This window comes from Streptomyces sp. NPDC060184 (assembly GCF_042728795.1).
GTDB lineage: Bacteria > Actinomycetota > Actinomycetes > Streptomycetales > Streptomycetaceae > Streptomyces.
In genome coordinates this window covers 1-20,216 of record NZ_JBHWYX010000040.1, presented here as the reverse complement: position 1 = coordinate 20,216, position 20,216 = coordinate 1, and the positions used below count along the sequence as shown (strand labels likewise).

Annotated in this window: 21 protein-coding genes and 1 pseudogene; 13 read left to right on the top strand and 9 right to left on the bottom strand. The window is 71.9% G+C overall.

Features of this window, described 5'->3' with window-relative positions; all coding sequences use genetic code 11:
- Positions 1-95: 95 nt before the first annotated feature.
- Positions 96-578 (top strand): DUF456 domain-containing protein, encoded by a 483-nt coding sequence (locus tag ACFWEE_RS24585; RefSeq protein ID WP_386892175.1) that lies wholly within the window; start codon positions 96-98, stop codon positions 576-578.
- Positions 579-631: 53 nt separating this feature from the next.
- On the opposite strand, the gene ACFWEE_RS24580 is transcribed toward ACFWEE_RS24585, so the two are convergent.
- Both ACFWEE_RS24580 and rsgA read right to left on the bottom strand, forming a co-directional pair.
- Positions 632-940, bottom strand: a complete 309-nt coding sequence (locus tag ACFWEE_RS24580; protein ID WP_386892173.1) for a hypothetical protein — start codon at positions 938-940, stop codon at positions 632-634.
- Between the two features lie 73 nt (positions 941-1,013).
- Entirely contained in the window at positions 1,014-2,177 is a 1,164-nt protein-coding gene (gene rsgA, locus ACFWEE_RS24575) for a ribosome small subunit-dependent GTPase A (RefSeq protein ID WP_386892171.1), read from the bottom strand.
- A gap of 387 nt (positions 2,178-2,564) precedes the next feature.
- Between rsgA and ACFWEE_RS24570 the strand changes: the two genes are divergently transcribed.
- Positions 2,565-3,065 carry a DUF5949 family protein gene (locus tag ACFWEE_RS24570; RefSeq protein WP_386892170.1) on the top strand — a complete coding sequence of 167 codons (501 nt, stop codon included), beginning with the start codon at positions 2,565-2,567 and terminating at the stop codon, positions 3,063-3,065.
- A 148-nt stretch (positions 3,066-3,213) separates the two neighbouring features.
- Here ACFWEE_RS24570 and ACFWEE_RS24565 read toward each other — a convergent pair whose 3' ends face one another.
- The 5 genes from ACFWEE_RS24565 to ACFWEE_RS24545 form a co-directional block, all read right to left on the bottom strand.
- A complete protein-coding gene (locus ACFWEE_RS24565) occupies positions 3,214-3,621 on the bottom strand; it encodes a rodlin (RefSeq protein ID WP_386892168.1) in 408 nt (135 codons plus the stop codon).
- Between the two features lie 597 nt (positions 3,622-4,218).
- Positions 4,219-4,629 (bottom strand): rodlin, encoded by a 411-nt coding sequence (locus tag ACFWEE_RS24560; RefSeq protein WP_386892166.1) that lies wholly within the window; start codon positions 4,627-4,629, stop codon positions 4,219-4,221.
- Between the two features lie 216 nt (positions 4,630-4,845).
- Positions 4,846-5,139, bottom strand: coding sequence for a hypothetical protein (locus ACFWEE_RS24555; protein WP_386892164.1), 294 nt, complete (start codon positions 5,137-5,139; stop codon positions 4,846-4,848).
- Positions 5,140-5,473: 334 nt separating this feature from the next.
- On the bottom strand, positions 5,474-5,707 hold the full coding sequence (locus ACFWEE_RS24550; protein ID WP_328718657.1) for a chaplin: 234 nt from the start codon (positions 5,705-5,707) through the stop codon (positions 5,474-5,476).
- Positions 5,708-6,011: 304 nt separating this feature from the next.
- Complete coding sequence (locus ACFWEE_RS24545; RefSeq protein ID WP_266710269.1) at positions 6,012-6,413, bottom strand: rodlin; 402 nt, start codon at positions 6,411-6,413, stop codon at positions 6,012-6,014.
- 585 nt (positions 6,414-6,998) lie between these two features.
- Between ACFWEE_RS24545 and ACFWEE_RS24540 the strand changes: the two genes are divergently transcribed.
- Positions 6,999-7,670 (top strand): chaplin family protein, encoded by a 672-nt coding sequence (locus ACFWEE_RS24540; protein ID WP_386892162.1) that lies wholly within the window; start codon positions 6,999-7,001, stop codon positions 7,668-7,670.
- A 114-nt stretch (positions 7,671-7,784) separates the two neighbouring features.
- Here ACFWEE_RS24540 and ACFWEE_RS24535 read toward each other — a convergent pair whose 3' ends face one another.
- On the bottom strand, positions 7,785-9,011 hold the full coding sequence (locus ACFWEE_RS24535; RefSeq protein WP_386892161.1) for an acetyl-CoA C-acetyltransferase: 1,227 nt from the start codon (positions 9,009-9,011) through the stop codon (positions 7,785-7,787).
- A gap of 300 nt (positions 9,012-9,311) precedes the next feature.
- Here ACFWEE_RS24535 and ACFWEE_RS24530 point away from each other — a divergent pair, with 300 nt between their 5' ends.
- The gene (locus ACFWEE_RS24530) at positions 9,312-10,859 is read left to right on the top strand and encodes a 3-hydroxyacyl-CoA dehydrogenase (protein WP_386892159.1); all 1,548 of its coding nucleotides are present in this window, start codon (positions 9,312-9,314) and stop codon (positions 10,857-10,859) included.
- A gap of 171 nt (positions 10,860-11,030) precedes the next feature.
- On the opposite strand, the gene ACFWEE_RS24525 is transcribed toward ACFWEE_RS24530, so the two are convergent.
- Entirely contained in the window at positions 11,031-12,341 is a 1,311-nt protein-coding gene (locus ACFWEE_RS24525; RefSeq protein WP_386892157.1) for a YihY/virulence factor BrkB family protein, read from the bottom strand.
- A gap of 17 nt (positions 12,342-12,358) precedes the next feature.
- Between ACFWEE_RS24525 and ACFWEE_RS24520 the strand changes: the two genes are divergently transcribed.
- The 9 genes and pseudogenes from ACFWEE_RS24520 to ACFWEE_RS24480 form a co-directional block, all read left to right on the top strand.
- Complete coding sequence (locus ACFWEE_RS24520; protein WP_386892155.1) at positions 12,359-14,002, top strand: acyl-CoA dehydrogenase family protein; 1,644 nt, start codon at positions 12,359-12,361, stop codon at positions 14,000-14,002.
- Positions 14,003-14,314: 312 nt separating this feature from the next.
- Positions 14,315-15,610, top strand: coding sequence for a GAF domain-containing protein (locus ACFWEE_RS24515; RefSeq protein WP_386892248.1), 1,296 nt, complete (start codon positions 14,315-14,317; stop codon positions 15,608-15,610).
- A gap of 156 nt (positions 15,611-15,766) precedes the next feature.
- Complete coding sequence (locus tag ACFWEE_RS24510; protein ID WP_386892153.1) at positions 15,767-16,363, top strand: GNAT family N-acetyltransferase; 597 nt, start codon at positions 15,767-15,769, stop codon at positions 16,361-16,363.
- 352 nt (positions 16,364-16,715) lie between these two features.
- On the top strand, positions 16,716-16,799 hold the full coding sequence (locus tag ACFWEE_RS24505) for a putative leader peptide (RefSeq protein WP_310738857.1): 84 nt from the start codon (positions 16,716-16,718) through the stop codon (positions 16,797-16,799).
- Positions 16,800-16,911: 112 nt separating this feature from the next.
- Complete coding sequence (locus tag ACFWEE_RS24500; protein WP_386892151.1) at positions 16,912-18,609, top strand: nitrite/sulfite reductase; 1,698 nt, start codon at positions 16,912-16,914, stop codon at positions 18,607-18,609.
- Positions 18,606-18,785, top strand: a complete 180-nt coding sequence (locus ACFWEE_RS24495; protein ID WP_386892149.1) for a hypothetical protein — start codon at positions 18,606-18,608, stop codon at positions 18,783-18,785. Before ACFWEE_RS24500 ends, ACFWEE_RS24495 begins: the two co-directional genes overlap by 4 nt.
- Complete coding sequence (locus tag ACFWEE_RS24490; RefSeq protein WP_386892147.1) at positions 18,782-19,498, top strand: phosphoadenylyl-sulfate reductase; 717 nt, start codon at positions 18,782-18,784, stop codon at positions 19,496-19,498. The genes ACFWEE_RS24495 and ACFWEE_RS24490 overlap by 4 nt, the downstream gene beginning before the upstream one ends.
- A gap of 23 nt (positions 19,499-19,521) precedes the next feature.
- Positions 19,522-20,067 carry an adenylyl-sulfate kinase gene (gene cysC, locus ACFWEE_RS24485; protein ID WP_386892146.1) on the top strand — a complete coding sequence of 182 codons (546 nt, stop codon included), beginning with the start codon at positions 19,522-19,524 and terminating at the stop codon, positions 20,065-20,067.
- Positions 20,064-20,216: pseudogene (locus tag ACFWEE_RS24480) on the top strand (sulfate adenylyltransferase small subunit); the annotation flags it as partial. The gene cysC and the pseudogene ACFWEE_RS24480, both read left to right, overlap by 4 nt.

Sequence of the window (20,216 nt, the reverse complement as noted above, 5' to 3'; positions counted from 1 at the left end):
GCCGCCACCCCCGCTCCGGAACCGGACACGCCCCGTCCGACCCGTCCGACCTGCGCTGACGCGCGGGAACCCGGGGTCTCCGGCAGGCTGGTCAGATGAGTGTGTGGCAGCTCGTCGCCGTGGCCCTGGTGATGCTGCTCGGGCTGGTCGGGGTTCTGGTACCCGGCGTACCGGGCCAGGCGATCGTCTGGGCCGCCGTGCTCTGGTGGGCGCTGACCGACGTGTCGCCGCTCGCCTGGGGGGTGCTGATCGGGTCGACGGCGGTCCTGCTGCTGAACCAGGCGCTGAAGCCCCTTCTGCCGCCGCGCCGGCCGAGGGAGTCGGGGGCGCCGCGCCGGACCCTGCTCGTCGGCGGGCTGGCCGCCATCGGGGGGTTCTTCGTGCTGCCGGTGGTGGGCGGGGCCCTCGGGTACGTCGGCGGTGTCTACGGTGTCGAGCGGCTGCGGCTGGGGACCCGGAGCGCCGGATGGGCCTCGGTCAGGTCGGTGATGCGGGCGACGGGGTACGCGGTGCTGGTGGAGCTGTACGCGTGCCTGCTGGTGGCCGGCGCGTGGCTGGGCGCGGTGGTCCTGGGCTGAGCGCCGGTTGCGCCCGACCGCCCCAAAACGCCCGCGCCCGTCCGCGCGGCGGTTCAGTCGCGGCGCCAGCCCTCCGCCTCCACCGTGTCGGTGTCCCCGTCGGCGAGCCTGCCGAAGAGCCGGAGCACGTCCTCGGTGGTGGCCTTCTCGATCACGCCGGGGACGAGCGCGTCGTCCTCCACGTTCTCCCAGAGCAGCAGTCCGCCCGCGTAGGCGGTCAGAGACCAGCCGGACTCGTGGGTGAGCGAGATGTCCGGGTTCTCGCGCTCCGACTCGCCGAGGGAGGCCACGGCCGCCCGTACGGCGTCGGCGTCGGGCTCCTCGACCGGAGTGCCCGTGATGTCATACATGAAATAGGTCATGCCACTCATTAAAGGCTGTCGTCGCACGTCCGCCGGACCGGGGCGCCGGTCCGGCGGACGTGCGACGTGGCGGCTACCGGATACGCCCCCGCTTGGCCTCCATGGAGGCCCGTCCCTCCGCGCCCTTGCGCTTCCACTCGCGCAGGATCTCGGTACGGACGCGGGCGTCGGTCTTGGCGACGATCCGCTGGTTCTCGCGCAGCAGCTTGCGGTAGCTGTCGAGCCGCCGCTCGGAGAGGGAACCGTCCTCGATGGCGGCGGTCACCGCGCAGCCGGGCTCGGAGAGGTGGGCGCAGTCGTGGAAGCGGCAGCGTCCGGCCAGTTCCTCGATCTCCGAGAAGACCTGGCCGACGCCCTCCTCGGCGTCCCAGAGTCCGACCCCGCGCAGTCCGGGAGTGTCGATGAGCACCCCGCCGTGCGGCAGGACCAGCAGATTGCGGGTCGTGGTGGTGTGGCGGCCCTTCCCGTCGACGTCGCGGGTGGCCATCACCTCCATCACGTCCGCGCCGAGCAGGGTGTTGGCGAGGGTCGACTTGCCCGCGCCGGAGATGCCGAGGAGCACGCTCGTACCGCTGGAGACGAGGGCGGTGAACACGTCGACGCCCTCACCCGTGTGCGAACTGACCGTCAGCACCTGCGCGCCGGGCGCCACGGCCGCGACGTCCTCGGTGAGGTGCGCGAGCGTCGCCGTGTCCGGCACCAGGTCCGCCTTGGTCAGGACGACCACGATCTCGGGCTGTCCGCCGGCGTCCGCGTCGCCGCCCAGCAGGGCGTCGCCGCTGGAGCTGGAGTGGGCGAGCGCGAGGAACCGTTCGAGCCGGCCGAGGTCGAGTTCGAGGGCGAGGGACACGCAGATGACGATGTGGTCGATGTTGGTGGCGAGGACCTGCCCCTCGGAACGCTGTGAGGAGGTCGACCGTACGAAAGCCGTGCGCCGCGGCAGCAGCGTACGGACGAACAGCGGGTCGCCGTCGGGGTCGACGGCCACCCAGTCCCCGGTGCAGACGATCCGCATCGGGTCGCGGGGTACGACGAAGGCGGTGTCCGCCCGCAGGGTGCCGGAGGGAGTGATCACGTCGCACTGGCCCCGGTCCACCCGCACCACACGACCGGGCAGGAGTCCCTGCGCGGCGTACGGGGCGAAGGCGGCGGCCCAGTCGTCGTCCCAGCCGTAGGGCGTGAGGGGGTGCGACGGGGCCGAGTGGCCGAAGAGAGCGGTCAGGGAGGAGAGAGACAAGGGGAAACCCTTCACAGGGTGGCCCCGGCGGCGCGCGCTTCGGCGCGGAGTGAGGTGAAGGTCAGCCGGTGGCCACAGGGGGGAGAACAGAGCTCGTCCGAATGCGGGCAGCGCCCGTCGCCGTGACAGTCATCAATGTCCTCACCTCCTGGTTCCTCGCCGGTGGCCGTTCGCCGACTCGGCGTCCCGTGCGGTGTCGCAGGGGAACGTCGTCCACCTTAGCGAGACGCCCCCGGCGCCCGTCAACGCAATTACCGGGAGCCCCCTGCCCGGGCGGCCACCACCGTGCGCGCTTCCGCGACCCCGCGCCGGAGTTACGGGTAAATCTCCCTCGTTCAGGTGATAAGCGTGCACAACACCCGGTCCGCCACGGTTAGGGTGCCGAGCATGACCTCATCCCAGACGCCCACCTACCCCTACTCCCCTGCCCAGTTGGGCACCCAGATCGTGATCGGATGGAGCGGCCGGAACCCTGAGAGCGGGCACGACGTCGCCTTCCTTCTGACCTACTCCCTCGGGGACGGACGGGACGGTCCGGTGGTCGGCGAGGCCTCCATGCGGACGGCGCTCGAACGCGCCGGTCTCCAGGTCGGCGGCGGCGTCGCGAACGCGGCCGAGAAGCCCGGACTCCAGGTCAAGCTCCTCGTCCAGTCCGGGCAGGCCGTCCTGACCCTCCCCCACTTCACCGCGCAGTACCCGGCGCCCGACGAGTGGCTGGCCGCCGCCAGGGACCAGGGCCAGGTGTACGGCATGTTCGCGACCCGCCCCTGGCCCGAGGCGGTGCCCGGGCGGCCGGTGTCCGAGGACCAGTTGCGCGCGTACGCCGCGAACCCCGAGATCGTCGCCACGTCCGCCCACTGCCTGATGCCGGTGCGCGCGCTCGGCTGATCGTCCCGCGGCGTCGGCCGCGGCTTCTTCGGACACGACGATGCCCACCACCCCCCGTGGGGTGGTGGGCATCGTCACGAGCGGTGCCTCACCTGCGGGCACGGGCGGCGGCGAGGAGATCCCCGCCGGCCGCCCGGCCGCGCGCGGGTCAGTTGTTGCCGGCGCCGTTGCCCGAGAGGACCGGGATGTCGTCCAGGACGTGCGACAGCGGCTCGTCGCCCTTGGCCTGCGTGGAGTTGTCCGCGCACTGCTGGTTCTGCGGGTTGGACAGGACGTTGACGTCCTGGACCGTGATCGGGATGAGCCCGATCAGCGAGCCCACGTTGGCCTTGACCGGCACACCGAGGCACAGGTCGTTCAGCGTGCCCTGGATGAGCTGGTTCTGGGGGCTGAAGGCGCCGTTGGTCTCGCTGTTGCCGACCTCCGACTCGGCGCCGTTCCCGTTGACCGTCGTGGTGCCGCCGTCGTTGCCGATCGCCAGGGCCATCGGGGCCGCGGCGACGGACAGACCGATCAGGGACACAGCCATTGCCGCGCCGGTCATCATCTTCTTCATCACGCTTCACCTTTCGGAGCGTTCCGTTGTGGAACGTATTGATCAACCCCGCGCCGCAGATTCGGTTGCGCAGTACCACTCAAATGGGTTTGATCTGGCGTGAAATAGACGCCTTTGGTCTACCGTTCGGGCGATTTGCGATGATTTCGCGCCGCCGGAACCCGGGGAGTCGCGGGTACGGGCTCGGAGCGCCGGTTCGCCGCCTGCCACTCGGCGAACAGCCGGTCGTAGATGGGGGTGTCGCTCTCCGCGGGCCACGGCCCATGCGGCGGATTCTGACTGTCGTACTGGTCCATGGGAGAGCCCTACCCGCACCCGGCCGTCGCGGCGGCCGAACTGCGGCATCCGGCCCAACGCCCCACCGGGGCGGGTCAGGAGCCGCACCCTCCGCCCCCGTCCCGCGCGTGCGGCGGGGCGGGGGCGGAACGGGACGGGACGGGCAAGGCAGCGGCACGAGCGCGGACACGACGAAGGGCCTGCCACGCCGCACGCCCGAAGAGATCGGTCGTACGGGCAGCAGGCCCCGCGCGGTCGGGTGCTGACGCACCGACGGGTGCGGGGAGGCGCCGTCGCGGCACCGCCCCGCACCCGTGCGCGTCAGCTGTTGCCGACGCCGTTGCCCGAGAGGATCGGGAGACCGTCCAGGATGTGCGACAGCGCCTCGTCGCCCTTCGCCTGGGTGGAGTTCTCGGTGCACTGCTGGTTCTGCGGCGAGGACAGCACGTTGATGTCCTGGACCGTGATCGGGACCAGGCCGATGAGCGAACCGAGGTTGGCCTTGGCCGGCAGCGCGATGCAGGGCTTGTTCAGCGAGCCCTGGATGAGCGCGAACTGCGGGCTCCAGTCGCCGTGGGTGGCGGAGTTGCCGTAGGACTGCACGGCGCCGTTGCCGTTGACGGAGGTGGTGCCGCCGTCGTTGCCGATCGCCATGGCGGACGGCGCGAACGCGGCGGAGACGCCGACGACGGACGCCGCGACGGCGGCGGTGCTCATAATCTTCTTGAACATGGAAATGCCCTTCTCGAAATGTCTGCGTGCCCGCCTGTCCGGAGCGATCTGATCAACTCCCGGATGCGGGATTGGTTGCGCCGGTTCACTCAAACGGTGTTTCGTCACCGGGAGTCGGGCTTCGGACCCGAGGCCTCCGGCGCGGACGGGTCCGGCGCGCCGTGCCTTTTCCGCTCGGACGGGCCGCGGAAAAAGGCGGATGCCGGTGATGGGGCGTCAGCCGCCGAACGAAAGTCCGCCCAGGAGGGGCGTCGCGCCCTTGGCGGCGCTCTTCGCCTCGCCGGCGAGCTTGCCGACCGTGCCGTCCTTCTTCATCGTCTCGGTCGCGCCGTCCACGGTGCCGCCGAGCGCGTCGACGACCTGCGGAGCGTTGTCCATGACCTGGTTCAGGCCGGTGTCGAGGCTGAAGACGGGGGCGGTGGGGGCTTCCGCGACGGCGAACGCGGGGGCGGCCGTTCCGAGGGCGACCACCGAACCGGCAAGGAACGCGGCGCTCTTCGCGTACTTCACTTTCAGCTTCCCTTCTGGAGCGGCAGCCGTATCGGCCGCTCAGGGCGACCGCACACAAGCCTTCTTTGGTTGTGACTCCTGCCGCTCGCACCAGGACAACGAGCCCGGATGGCCCCGGAAACTGTGCGGGACGGTAATTTTCCGGACGTTCTCCGGGGCGCGTTCCCCCGACTCCCGGACGTTCTCCGGAGCTTGCTCCCCCGACTCCCGGGCGTTTTCCGGAGCTTCCTCCCCCGGCTCCCGGAGCCGTTCTCCGCCACGAAAGGCGAAGGCCCCGGGTCGCCGAGGCGATCCGGGGCCGACCATGGATGAGCTCGGCTCACCCGGTCTTTTCTCAGGCGTTGACGCAGGTGTTGCCGAAGGCCGGGTTCAGCAGGCCGATCACGTTGATCGTGTTGCCGCAGAGGTTGATCGGAATGTGGACCGGAACCTGGATGACGTTCCCGGAGATAACGCCCGGGGAACCGGCGGCGACGCCCTCGGCACCGGCGTCGGCCATGGCGGGGGCAGCGGCACCCAGCGCCATCAGGGTTCCGGCGGCGACGGCGGCAACCTTGGTGTACTTCATTTTCATCCCTTTCTCGCGGCGGAGTCCGAGGCGGGCACGCATTTCGTGCCGCACGAGCGTTCTGTCGACCGCTCGTCACTCCGACGCTTTCTTTCATAACGAGGAGCGGGCGAAATTGAAACTCTCACAGGAGAGATTTTCTGGAAATCCACCCGCATGGTGTGATGATCCGATGGCCACCCGGCGCCGCGACAGGCACGCGAGCACGGACGGGCCACCGCGCACTGCCGTGGGAGCGGCAGCGGACGGGCCCGGGCCGGACGGGGAGGAAGGCCGTCGGCCCGGGCCCTGCGGTGCGCGTGGATCAGTTGTTGCCGGCGCCGTTGCCGGACAGGATCGGGATGTCGTCCAGGATGTGCGACAGCGCCTCGTCGCCCTTCGCCTGGGTCGAGTTCTCGGTGCACTGCTGGTTCTGCGGCGAGGACAGCACGTTGACGTCCTGGACCGAGATCGGGATGGCACCGATGAGCGAACCGAGGTTGGCCTTGAGCGGCAGCCCGACGCAGGGCTTGTTCAGCGAGCCCTGGACCAGACCGAACTGCGGGCTCCAGTCACCATTGGTCTCGGCGTTGCCGTAGGACTGCCTGGCACCGTTGCCGTTGACCGAAGTCGTGCCGCCGTCGTTGCCGATGGCCATGGCCTGCGTGGCCCCGAGACCGAGGATGGATGCGGCGACGGCACCCGTCGCCAGAACCTTCTTGATCACGATTAACCCTTCTCGTACTCGTTGCCCCGTGGAGGAGCGGCCTGATCAACTCGCTGCCCGGGCTTTGGTTCTCCGCATTCACCCGATTGCCGGGCAGCCACCTCGTCCACCTGCGGAAATCCGGGAATCACTGCCCGTCCGAGTGGGCGCCCGACCGCACGTGCGAGCCCGCGCGGCGCCCGCGCCGCCCCGGCGGTCGCGGTTCACCCGGACCGCCGCCACGCTCGACAGCGCTTCCGGGAATTCCGTTGTATTCCTCAACGAACATCGCACCGCGACACATCCGCCCCGGCCATGGCGGCCGGAGGGGCCCCGAGGGGCGCCCCTCCACCGGCGGGGCGTGATGCAACCTTTCTTCGGACAGCGCGTCATTCATTGCATTCACGAGTAACCCGTTCGGGTGAGAAAAACTTTCCCGCAAAACTCCGAGTTTCCATCGCGGGCGCGTTTCGTTAGGGCTGTTATCCAGCGCGCACGTGGGACGTCTACCCCGCCAAGGTCTCCGGCCCCGGTCGCACAGTGAAGCCCGTCCGGAATTCCTCGGGCGAGTCCACTCATACGGAAATTTCCAAGGAAGAGCAGGAAATGCGACAGGTTCTGAAGAAAAACACGCTGCTCATCGCCGCCGCCACGGGGCTCCTCTCCGTCGCCGGGGGCCAGGCGTACGCCGACGCCGGCGCGTCCGGCGCGGCGGTCGACTCCCCCGGGGTCGGCTCAGGAAACGTGGTCCAGGTCCCCGTCCACGTCCCGGTCAACCTGTGCGGCAACACGGTGAACGTCATCGCGCTGCTGAACCCGGCCTTCGGCAACACCTGCGCCAACGCCGACACGCCCGCGCTGCCTCCGGTCGACCTGCCGCCCGTCGACCAGCCCCCGGTCGACCTGCCCCCGGTGGACCTGCCGCCCGTCGACCAGCCCCCGGTGGACCAGCCCCCGGTGGACCAGCCGCCCGTCGACCAGCCGCCCGTCGACCAGCCTCCGGTCGACCAGCCTCCGGTGGACCAGCCGCCCACCGACCAGCCCCCGGTGGACCAGCCCCCCACCGCTCAGCCGCCCACCGACCAGCCGCCGTCGGAGGAGCCCCCGGCCGAGGAGCCCCCGGCCGACGAGCCGCCGTCGGGTACGCCCGTCGCACCGGCTCCGCCGGAGCTGGCCGAGACCGGTGCGGCAGGCACCGGCCTGGCCGCCGGTACGAGTGCCGCGATGCTGCTCGGCGGGGTGCTGCTGATGCGCCGCGCCCGGGACGCGCGCAACTGACGTAACACCGCGCGTAGGGCCCGGCCGGGGAGTGTCCGCTCCCCGGCCGGGCCCTACGCCGTACCGGACACCACCCAGTCGTCGCACCCCGTCCGGCGCCTGGGGTGCGGCCGGTCAGCCGGTGACCCGCTCGAAGACCGCGGCGAGGCCCTGGCCGCCACCGATGCACATGGTCTCCAGTCCGTAGCGGGCCCCGGACCGGTGCATCTCGCGGCTGAGGGTGGCCAGGATGCGGGCGCCGGTGGCGCCGACGGGGTGGCCGAGGGAGATGCCCGAACCGTTGACGTTGATCCGCTGTTCGTGGTCCTTCTCACCGAGGCCCAGCTCACGGGTGCAGGCCAGGACCTGGGCCGCGAACGCCTCGTTGATCTCGATGAGGTCGAGGTCGGCGAGGGTGAGTCCGGCACGCTCCAGCGCCGTCCGGGTGGCGGGCACCGGGCCGGTGCCCATGGTCGAGGCGGGAACACCGGCGCGGGCGAAGGAGACCAGCCGCACCAGCGGGGTCAGGCCCAGGCGTTCGGCGGTGGCGGCGCTGGTGACCAGGCAGGCCGCAGCGGCGTCGTTCTGGCCACTGGCGTTGCCTGCGGTGACCGTGGCCCCGGGGTCGGACTTCCCCATCACCGGTCTCAGCGCGGCCAGTTGCCCGGCGGTGGTGTCGGGGCGGGGGTGCTCGTCGGCCGTCACGGTCAGCTCGCCCTTACGGGTCCGGACGGTGACGGGGACGATCTCCGCGTCGTACCGGCCCTCGGCGGCGGCGCGGGCGGCGCGCCGCTGGGAGCGCAGGGCGAGCGCGTCCTGGTCCTCGCGGCTGATCCCGTAGGTCCGGCGCAGGTTCTCGGCCGTCTCGATCATGCCGCCGGGGACGGGGTGGTGGAGGCCTCCGGCGGTGGCCCGGCCGCGCGCGAGGGAGTCGTGGAGCTGGAGGCCGGGACCCTTGATGCCCCAGCGTCCGTCGTGGGTGTAGTAGGGGGCGGCGCTCATCACGTCGACCCCGCCCGCGATCACGACCTCGCTGAAGCCCGCACGGATCTGCATCGCCGCGTCCAGGACGGCCTGGAGGCCCGAGCCGCAACGCCGGTCGATCTGCGTACCCGTGACGGTGACGGGGAGTCCCGCGTCGAGCGCGGCGACCCGGCCGATGGCGGGTGCGTCGGAGGTCGGGTAGGAGTGGCCGAGGATGACCTCGTCGATCCGCTCCGGGTCGACGCCGGTACGCGCGACGACCTCGGAGACGAGGCGCGCGGCGAGGGCGGCGGGGGTCGACTGCGCGAAGGAGCCGCCGAAACGGCCGATCGGCGTGCGCAGGGGTTCACAGACGACGACGTCGAGCGGGTCGGTCACGAGGGGACCTCTCTCTGCGGGTACGGCTCGAGCGTGTCGCGAAAGGAGCGCCGTCCGCCCGGCGGGCGGGGCGGACGGGACCTCACGGCACGGCCCGACGGCCGGGACGGGGTACGCGGTCAACTGCGAGGTGGCGCGGTGTCCTTCGTGCCCGAGGGTATGCGGGTGGCGCGCGCCGCTCCATGACACCGGTCACGGTGAGGTACGCCACCGCGCCGGATTCGTTCCCGTCCCGGCCCGGACCGGCGGCTCTGTCTACGCTGGGCCAGCCCGGACACGTCGTCGGAAGGATTCTCTGTCATGCGGATCAGGATCGTCGGCGCCGGAGCGATGGGCCGGGGTATCGCGCAGTGGGCCGCCGCGGGCGGGCACACCGTGGAGTTGGCGGACGCGCGGCCGGAAGCGGTGGCCGACGCCATCGGCCACGTACGGTCCATGCTGGAACGGTCGGTGGCCAAGGGAAGGCTGAGCGCGGCGGACGCTGCTGCGGCGGCGGACCGGCTCGTGCCGCTGGACGAGCCGTTCGCGGCCGGGCCCGGGGTGGACCTGGTCGTCGAGGCGGTGCGCGAGGACCTGGAGACCAAGGCCGAGGTGTTCGGCGAGCTGGAGCGGGTGCTGCCCGCCTCCACCGTGTTCACGACCAACACCTCCTCGCTGTCGGTGACCCGCATCGCGGCGGCACTCACCGACCCCTCGCGCCTGGCGGGGCTGCACTTCTTCAACCCGGTGCCGCTGATGAGGATCGTGGAGGTGGTGCCGGGCGCGGCCACCCGGCCGGACATCCCGGCGGCGCTCACCGCGCTGGTGGAGGGGTGCGGGCACCGTGCGGTGACCGTCTCCGACACCCCGGGGTTCCTCGTCAACCACGCGGGGCGGGGGCTGGTGACGGAGGCGTTGGCGCTGCTGGAGGAGTCGGTGGCGGGTCCGGCGGACATCGACCGGATCGCCCGGGACGTCCTGGGGCTGCGGATGGGCCCGTTCGAACTGATGGACCTCACCGGGCTGGACGTGACGGCCGCCGTCATCGACTCGATCTGGACCGGTTTCCGCCACGACGACCGGCTCCGCCCCTCCTACCTCACCCCGAACCGGGTGGCCGCCGGACTGCACGGCCGCAAGACGGACCGGGGCTGGTTCGGTTACGGGGCCCCGGGGACGGGCGGTCCCGCCCCGGAACGGCCGGTGACGGGCGACGCGGGCCGACCGGTCTTCCTCGCGGCCGGGGGCCTGCCCGCGGGCGACGCGTACCCCGCCGCGTTGCTCGGTTCGCTGGACGCGGCGGGGGCGCTGGTCGAACGTGGCACGGCGCCGTCCGCGCGCGCCGTGGTGCTGGTACCGGTCTGGGGCACCACCGTGGCCGCGGCGGTCGCCGGGCAGGGGCTGCCGCCGGAGCGGACCTTCGGAGTCGACCCGCTGCCGCCGACGGCGCGGCGCCGGGTGCTGGCGGTGACACCGGCGAGCGACCCGGAGGCGGCCGGGGACGCCCGCGCGGTGCTGGCCCGGGCCGCCGACGGCACCGAGCCGCACGCCGTGTCGGTGGTGCGGGACACGGCGGGTTCCGTCGCCCAGCGGCTGCTGGCCTCGGTGGTCTCGGTCGCGGCCTCCATCGCGGAGCGGTCGCTCGCCACTCCAGCCGACATCGATCTCGCCGTCACCGCCGGACTCGGCTATCCGCAGGGCCCCTTGGCGTGGGGCGACCGGGTCGGGGCCGAGCGGATGCGGGAGTTGAGCCGCGCTCTGTACGCCACGACCGGCGACCCGCGCCACCGCCCGACCCGCTGGGTCACGGAGCGGGCGCAGCTGGGGATGTCGTTGACCGATCGCGGGACGGCCCCGGAGGACTGCTGAGAGGCGCCGTGCGCCCAAACGGCGGACGGCGCGGCGGCCGGCCGGCGCGGGAGGCGCAAGGCGCGGGAGGCGCTGGAGGCGCAAGGCGGCGGACGGCGCCCGTGGTGAGCTCCGGCCGCCTCCGGCGGGTCACGGTCGCCGTCCCGGCCCGTCCGCGGACTCCGGCAGGCGCTACTTCGACGGCCCCGGGCGCCAGGTGGAGCCGCCGACCGGGCCGTCGGCGGAGTCCGTCGGCTCCCGGTTCTCCTTGCCGTCCCCGTGCGCCCCGCCGTCCCAGTGCGCCAGGTCGTCCCGGTGGGCCTTCTCGTCCCGGTGGGTCTTGTCCTCCCGGTGCGCCCTGTGCTCCTTCGACTCCTTGTCCCAGGCCGCGTGGAGGCGGGACCTCAGGTCGTCCGGGGGCAGGAAGCGGGACCAGCGTTCGGGGAACTCGGAGGGCATGTCGCCGCCCTCGTCGGCGCCGTCCTCGTCGTCCGCGTACATCGCCCAGGCCGAGGGCCGGGTCCGGGCCACGAACTCGGCGGCCTGGGCGGCGCGGGCGAGGTCGTTGGCCTCGCGGGCGGCGGCCGTGGCCAGGGACGGCCACACCCGGTCGATGGCGGCGTTCACCGCGGCCCCGACGAGCACCGCGAAGGCGGAGACGCCGATCCACAGGAGTACGGCGATGGGGGCGGCCAGCGAACCGTAGATCGTCGGGCCCTCCACGGTGCTGGTCAGGTAGAACCGCAGGACGTAGCTGCCGATCACCCACATCCCGAGGGCGACCAGCGCCCCCGGGACGTCCTCGATCCAGGGCGACCGGACGGGGACGGACACGTGGTAGAGCGTGGTCAGGAAGGCGATGGTCAGCACGATGCCCAGCGGCCAGTACAGGACGGCGAGGACCTCGGTGCCCCAGGGGACGAATTCGATCACCCGGTCCGGGCCCGCCACCAGCAGCGGCAGCACCACCGCCCCCAGCAGCAGGGCGACGACGTACAGCAGGAAGGCGAGCAGGCGGGTCTTGACGATGCCGCGCTGGCCGTCGAGTCCGTACATCACGGTGATGGTCTCGACGAAGACGTTCACCGCGCGGGAGCCCGACCACAGGGCGATGGCGAAGCCGATGGAGATGACGTCGGGGCGGGCCCCGTGCGTGATGTCGTCCAGGAGCGGCTTGGCGAAGTCGTTGACACCGCGCTCGGAGAGGACGGTCTGCGCGGCGTCGAGGATGTTGCGCTCGATGGAGGCGACCGTGGTGGTGGACGTCCAGTCGTCGACGTACCCGAGGAGGCCGATCAGCCCGAGCAGCAGGGGTGGCAGGGACAGCAGGGTGAAGAACGCCGCCTCGGCCGCGAGCCCCAGGATGCGGTACTCCATGCACGAGTTGACGGTGTCCTTGAGCAGATGCCACGCCATCTGCCGCTTGGAGACGTTGCGGTAGAGAACTCGGGCACGGTGGAGCCGGCTCGATCTCCGCTCGGGTGTTTCATTTGCTGCCTGCACGTCCTTACCGTATCGGCATGGCAGCCACCACCCACACAGTGACCAATCAGGTACCGCCGCTGGTCGGCTACGACGTCTTCGGCGGGGACCGTGCCCTGTCCGAAGCGGTGGACCGACATCTCTCCCCCGGGATCCTGCCCGAGGCCCGGCAGGAGCTGACCACGCTCGGCCGGGCGGCCGGATCGGCCCAGGTGCAGGAGTGGGGGGCGCAGGCGAACGAGAATCCGCCGGAACTGCGCACCCACGACCGATACGGACACCGGATCGACGAGGTCGCATTCCATCCGGCGTGGCACCGTCTGCTGGGTCACGCCGTGACGGCCGGGCTCACGGACGCCTGGGGCAGGGAGGGCGGCCATGTGCGGCGCGCGGCGGGCTTCCTGGTCTGGACGCAGGCGGAGGCGGGGCACGGCTGCCCGCTGTCGATGACGCACGCCGCGGTGCCCGCGCTCCGTACCGATCCGGCGCTCGCCGCCGTGTGGGAGCCGCTGCTGACCTCGCACGTGTACGAGGAGGGGCTGCGGCCCGCCGCGGAGAAGTCGGGGGTCCTCTTCGGGATGGGGATGACCGAGAAGCAGGGCGGCACGGACGTCCGCTCCAACACCACCCGGGCCGAGCCGCTCGCCGCCGAGGGCGAGTACCTGCTCACCGGGCACAAGTGGTTCTGCTCCGCGCCCATGTCGGACGGTTTCCTGGTGCTGGCGCAGGCCCCGGGCGGCCTCACCTGCTTCCTGGTGCCCCGGGTGCTGCCGGACGCGACCCGGAACGTCTTCGCGATCCAGCGGCTCAAGGACAAGCTGGGCAACCGGTCCAACGCGTCGAGCGAGGTCGAGTTCGACGGGACGTGGGCCCGCCGGGTCGGTGAGGAGGGCCGGGGGGTGCGCACCATCATCGAGATGGTCGCGGCGACCCGGCTGGACTGCGTCGTCGGTTCCGCCGCGCTGATGCGGCAGGCGGTGGCGCAGGCGATCCACCACAGCGGCCACCGGAGCGCGTTCGGCGGGCTGCTGATCGAGAAGCCGCTGATGCGCAACGTGTTGGCCGACCTGGCCCTGGAGTCGGAGGCGGCGACGGTGCTGGGGATGCGGCTGGCCGCCGCGTACGACGCCGACACCGAGGAGGAGCGGGCGTTCCTGCGGCTCGCCGTGCCGGCCGCGAAGTACTGGGTGACCAAGCGGTGCACCGCGGTGGTGGGCGAGGCGCTGGAGTGCCTGGGCGGCAACGGGTACGTGGAGGAGTCGGGGATGCCCCGGCTGCTGCGCGAGGCTCCGCTCAACTCCATCTGGGAGGGCTCGGGCAATGTGCAGGCCCTGGACGTGCTGCGCGCGCTCCAGCGGGAGCCGAGGGCGCTGGACGCGCTGCTGCGGGAGGTCGGGAAGGCGCGGGGAGCCGATCACCGGCTGGACGGGGCGATCAAGGACCTGCTGACCGAGCTGGCCGATCTGGACGGGGTCGAGGCGCGGGCCCGCCGGATCGTCGAGCGGATCGCGCTGGTGCTCCAGGGGTCGCTGCTGGTGCGCTGGGCACCGCCGGAGGTCGCCGACGCGTTCTGCGCCTCGCGGCTGGGCCGCGACTGGGGTTCGGCGTTCGGGACGCTGCCGCACACGCTCGACCTGGCGTCCGTCGTCGCCCGGGCCCGGCCGGTCGTGGACCCGCGCTGAGCTCCACCGGGTCGGCACGCGGGCGGGCGACCGGGGGTCAGGGGGCGGCCGGGTACAGCGAAGGAGGGTGGTGCTGCGCCGACACGGCACCACCCTCCCCGCCGGTGCTGCACCGGGCGGCGCCGGCGCGAAGCCGCGCCGAACGGTGTGGACACATTCTCACCGTTCGCCCGAGGCTTGGCCAGAGTTGCAAAGGGTTGCAAGCGGGGCGGGCACGTGCGACGCACGGGCCCCCGCCGTCGGCAGGATGAGTACCTTGGGACCTCGACCGGGGCCCGAGGCACCTTGTGTGGGGGAGAACTCGTGAAACCAGTGACGGAGACAGGCCCTGCCCGAACGCCCCCGCCGACGGCCGCCGACGCGGTACGCGCGCTCCGCAGGGCCCGCGACGCGCGGCTCTCGGGCCGTCGCACCGGCGCGGCGCCCCGGGCGGAGATCGACGCCTCCTGGTCCCGGGCGCTGCGCAGCGGGGTCGATCCGGAGCGGGCGCCGGACGGGCCGCTGATGGAGGCCGAGGAGATCGAGCACGAGCGACGGTCCACGGCGCTCGGCACGGTGATGCCGTTGCTCCGCGAGGGGCTGGCCTCCTTCGTGGACGGCACCCGGCAGATCATGGTGGTCACCGACGCGCAGGGGCGCGTGCTGTGGCGGCAGGGCGACCGTACCGTGCTGCGGCGGGCGGGGGGCATCTGGCTGGAGGAGGGCGCCACGTGGACGGAGCCGGTGCGGGGGACCAACGCGATCGGCACGTCACTGGCCGCGCGTACCCCCGTTCGGGTGCATTCCGCGGAACATTTCGTGGACGTCCTGCAAAGCTGGACGTGCGCCGCCTCCCCCGTACGCGACCCGCGTGACGGGCGGTTGATCGGCATCGTCGACGTCAGCGGTCCGGAGTCCACCTTCCACCCGGCGACCCTGGCCCTGGTGGACTCGGTGGCCAAGCTCGCCGAGAGCGAGATACGCAACCGCCACCTGGCGACGATCGAGCGGCTGCGGTCCGTGGCCGCGCCGATCCTCTGCCGGGTCGGCGGCCGTGCCCTCGCCGTCGACACCCACGGATGGCTGGCGGCGGTGGTTGGAATGCCGCCGGTGGACCGGCTGCCGCTGCCCAAGTCGCTCGCCCCCGGGCGGGTGTGGTTCCCGTCGCTGGGGATGTGCCGGGTGGAACCGCTGCCCGGGGGCTGGCTGGTCCAGGTGGTGGACGGGACGTCCCAGAACGCCTCGGACGGGCCGCCGCGCCGGGTGGTGCTGGACCTGGGGCGGGCCGGGCAGCCGGTGGTGCACGTGGCGGGGCCGGTGGGGACCTGGACGCAGCGGCTCTCGCCCCGGCACGCGGAGATGCTGTACGCGCTGGCGCTGCGCAAGGAGGGGTGTACGGCCTCCGAGCTGGCGCGGGACATCTTCGGCGACGGCACCCGCACGGTGACGGTGCGCGCCGAGATCTCACGGATGCGCCGCCACCTCGCGGAGGTGCTGGCCCACCGGCCGTACCGCTTCCGGGAGGGGGTCGACGTGGAGGTCGTGCATCCGGAGGAACCGGCCGATCTGCTGCCGCACTCGACCGCGCCGGTGGTGGTACGGGCCAGGACCTCGGCGCGGAACCCCTGAGGACGAGAGGTCCGTGGCGCCCGGGTACGGGGAGGACGGCCCGAGGGTCCCGGGCGGTCCGGACCTCGTCCCGCGGCTCCCGGCAAGCGGCCCGTTCCGGCGCGTCCGGAGCCCCCGCCTCGCCGCCCCGGCGGCTCTCGTGGTTCCCTGACGCCCATGAACAGCCCCGATCGCCCCGCAGCCCCCACCACCGACGTGACGACGTGGTCCCTGGAGCAGACCTCTCCCGCCGACCTCGAACCGGCGAAGGCGCCGGACGGCGACGTGACGGTCGTCCGTGCCGGGGTGCCGTCGCCGGAGTTCAGCCGCTTCCTCTACACGGCGGTCGGCGGGGACGTCCGGTGGACGGACCGGCTCGGCCTGACGTACGCGCAGTGGCAGGGGATCGTCGACCGGCCGGGGGCCGAGACATGGGTGGCGTACGTCGACGGGACGCCGGCCGGGTACATCGAGCTGGACCCGCAGGACGACGGTGTCGTGGAGATCATGTACTTCGGGCTCCTTCCCGCCTTCCGGGGGCGCCGGATCGGCGGCCATCTGCTCGGGGTGGGAGCGGCGCGCGCCTGGGACCTCGCCGAGCGGTGGCCCGGACGGCAGCCGACCCGCAGGGTGTGGGTGCACACCTGCTCGCTGGACGGTCCGCACGCCCTGGCCAACTACGAGCGCCGGGGGTTCCGGCTCTTCGACACGAAGGTCGCGCCGGAGCCCGAGGTGGCGGCCCCCGGGCCGTGGCCGGGGGCGTTCCCGGTCTGAGCGGACGGGGCGCGTACCGGGCAGGTCCCCGACGCGCACCCGGTCCCGGCGCGCGTTCGGCATGTCCCCGGCGCGCGCCCGGACGCCCGTCCACGGCGCACCCGCCGGTACGTCACCGGTGCACCACCGGAGTGTTCCCCGGCGCATCCACCCCGCTGAGCTGGGCGTCCACCAGCTGAACACCCGTCCGCCGGAGGCCTGTGGGCATCTTTGGGACATAGCGGGACCGATGGTGACCCAACGGAGGCGCGCACGGGTGACGCAAGCCACATCGTCTCATCGAGCGAGACGATCTCGTCCGCATGATGGATAGGTGTGGACTGGCCGGAGATGCGCGTGACACGCTTCCGTCATGCCTGGAACTGGAATTGCCTTGGTGAGTCGACGTCACGTCGACCTCTGCCGCATGTCCAGCGCCATCTGTCCGGCGAGCTGAGAGTCCCAGCACCGCCGCGCTCCCTTTCCTCTGCAAGCCCCGTCGCACCACCGCGTCCACGCGAGTGCGCAGCTCAGAGCCGCCCTCCCGCAGTCCCGAAGGACGTATTGTCATGGCCGCTACCCCTGAACAGCCTGCGACCACCACGCCTCGCCGCAAGGCCGGACGCCACCGCGGCGAGGGCCAGTGGGCGATGGGGCATTACACCCCCCTCAACGGGAACGAGCAGTTCAAGAAGGACGACGACGCTCTCAATGTGCGCGCCCGCATCGAGAACATCTACTCCAAGCGCGGTTTCGACTCGATCGACCCGAACGACCTTCGTGGACGCATGCGCTGGTGGGGTCTGTACACCCAGCGCAAGCCCGGTATCGACGGCGGCAAGACCGCCGTGCTGGAGCCGGAGGAGCTGGACGACCGCTTCTTCATGCTCCGGGTACGCATCGACGGCGGCCGGCTGACCTCCGCCCAGCTGCGCGTGATCGGTGAGATCTCCCAGCAGTACGCCCGTGGCACCGCGGACATCACGGACCGTCAGAACATCCAGCTGCACTGGATCGCCATCGAGGACGTCCCGGCGATCTGGGAGAAGCTGGAGGCCGTCGGGCTCTCCACCACCGAGGCCTGCGGCGACTGCCCCCGCGTGATCATCGGTTCGCCGGTGGCGGGCATCGCGGCCGACGAGATCATCGACGGCACGCCCGCGGTGGACGAGATCCACGAGCGGTACATCGGCAGCAAGGAATTCTCCAACCTGCCGCGGAAGTTCAAGACCGCGATCTCCGGCTCGCCGGTCCAGGACGTGGTCCACGAGATCAACGACATCGCCTTCGTCGGTGTCGAACACCCCGAGCACGGGGCCGGGTTCGACGTCTGGGTCGGCGGCGGTCTCTCCACCAATCCGCGGTTCGCCGAACGCCTCGGCGCCTTCGTGCCGCTGGACGAGGTGCCGGACGTGTGGGCCGGCGTCGTCGGGATCTTCCGCGACTACGGCTACCGCCGGCTGCGCACCCGCGCCCGGCTGAAGTTCCTGATGGCCGACTGGGGTCCCGCCAAGTTCCGCCAGGTACTGGAGGACGAGTACCTCAAGCGCCCGCTGCTGGACGGCCCCGCCCCCGCGCAGCCCACCTCCCGGTGGCGGGACCACATCGGCGTGCACGAGCAGAACGACGGGAACTTCTACGTCGGCTTCGCCCCGCGCGTCGGCCGGGTGGACGGCGCCACGCTCACCAAGATCGCGGACCTCGCCGCCGCACACGGTTCGGACCGGCTGCGCACCACCGTCGAGCAGAAGATGATCGTCCTCGACGTGGCGCCGGACCAGGTCGAATCGCTGGTCGAAGGGCTGGAGGCGCTGGACTTCCAGGTCCGTCCCTCGTCCTTCCGGCGCGGCACGATGGCCTGCACCGGCATCGAGTTCTGCAAGCTGGCGATCGTCGAGACGAAGGCGCGTGGCGCCTCGCTCATCGACGAACTGGAGCGCCGCCTGCCGGAGTTCGACGAGCCGCTCACCATCAACATCAACGGGTGCCCCAACGCCTGTGCCCGTATCCAGACCGCGGACATCGGTCTCAAGGGCCAGTTGATGCTGGACGGCGACGGCAACCAGGTGGAGGGCTACCAGGTGCACCTGGGCGGCGCCCTCGGCCTGGAGGCCGGTTTCGGCCGCAAGGTCCGTGGCCTGAAGGTCACTTCGGCCGAGCTTCCGGACTACGTCGAGCGGGTGCTGGGCCGCTACCAGGAAGAGCGCGAGGAGGGCGAACGCTTCGCCACCTGGGCGGCTCGGGCCACCGCGGAGTCGCTGTCATGAGCGAGCGAGCCGCGCCGTTCTACTGCCCGTACTGCGGCGACGAGGACCTGCGCCCGCACGAGACCGGGCACGGCGCCTGGGAATGTGCGTCCTGCAACCGCGCGTTCCAGCTGAAGTTCCTGGGCCTGCTGACCCAGGGACTGGTGCGTGACGGAGCGGAAGGGGAACACGCATGACGGACTCTCTGCACACCGGTGGGCTCACCGACACCGAGCTGGAAGAACTCGCCGAACGGGCGGGCCGGGAGCTGGAGGACGCCTCGGCGCTCGACATCCTGACCTGGGCGGCCGACACCTTCGGCGAGCGGTTCTGCGTCACCTCGTCGATGGAGGACGCGGTGGTGGCCCACCTCGCCTCCCGGGCCCGGCCCGGCGTGGACGTGGTCTTCCTCGACACCGGCTACCACTTCCCCGAGACCATCGGGACGCGGGACGCGGTGGAGGCGGTGATGGACGTGAAGGTCATCACCCTGACGCCCCGTCAGTCGGTGGCCGAGCAGGACGCCGAGTACGGCCCGAAGCTGCACGACCGCGACCCCGACCTCTGCTGCGCGCTGCGCAAGGTGAAGCCGCTCGAAGAGGGTCTGACCGGCTACACCGCCTGGGCGACCGGGCTGCGCCGCGACGAGTCCCCGACCCGGGCAAGCACCCCGGTGGTCGGCTGGGACGCGAAGCGCCGCAAGGTGAAGGTCTCGCCGATCGCCCGCTGGACACAGGACGACGTGGACGCCTACGTGCTGGAGCACGGGGTGCTCACCAACCCGCTGCTGATGGACGGTTACGCCTCCGTCGGCTGCGCGCCCTGCACCCGCCGGGTGCTGGAGGGCGAGGACGCACGCGCCGGCCGCTGGGCGGGGCGGGGCAAGACCGAGTGCGGGCTGCACGGCTGATGACGACTGATCAGGAGATATCGATGAGCGTGACGGAGACGGGAGCCACCGTCTGGCTGACCGGTCTGCCGAGCGCGGGCAAGACCACCATCGCGTACGAGCTCGCGGGCCGGCTGAAGAGCGGCGGCCACCGGGTGGAGGTCCTCGACGGTGACGAGATCCGGGAGTTCCTCTCCGCGGGCCTCGGCTTCTCCCGCGAGGACCGCCACACGAACGTGCAGCGGATCGGCTTCGTCGCCGAACTGCTCGCGGCGAACGGCGTGAAGGTGCTGGTTCCGGTGATCGCTCCGTACGCGGACAGTCGTGACGCCGTCCGCAAGCGGCACCACTCCGAGGGCACCCCCTACCTGGAGGTGCACGTGGCCACGCCCGTCGAGGTGTGCTCCGTGCGCGACGTGAAGGGGCTGTACGCCAAGCAGGCCGCGGGCGAGATCAGCGGCCTCACCGGGGTCGACGACCCCTACGAGGCACCCGAATCACCCGACCTGCGCATCGAGTCGCACCAGCAGACCGTGCAGGAGTCCGCAAGCGCGCTCCACGCGCTGCTCACCGAGAGGGGCCTGGCGTGACGTCCGTCGCCACCGTGCCGGAAGGCACCGTCCACCCGTACGCGCTCAGCCACTTGGACTCGCTGGAGTCGGAGGCGGTGCACATCTTCCGCGAGGTGGCGGGGGAGTTCGAGCGGCCGGTGATCCTCTTCTCCGGCGGCAAGGACTCC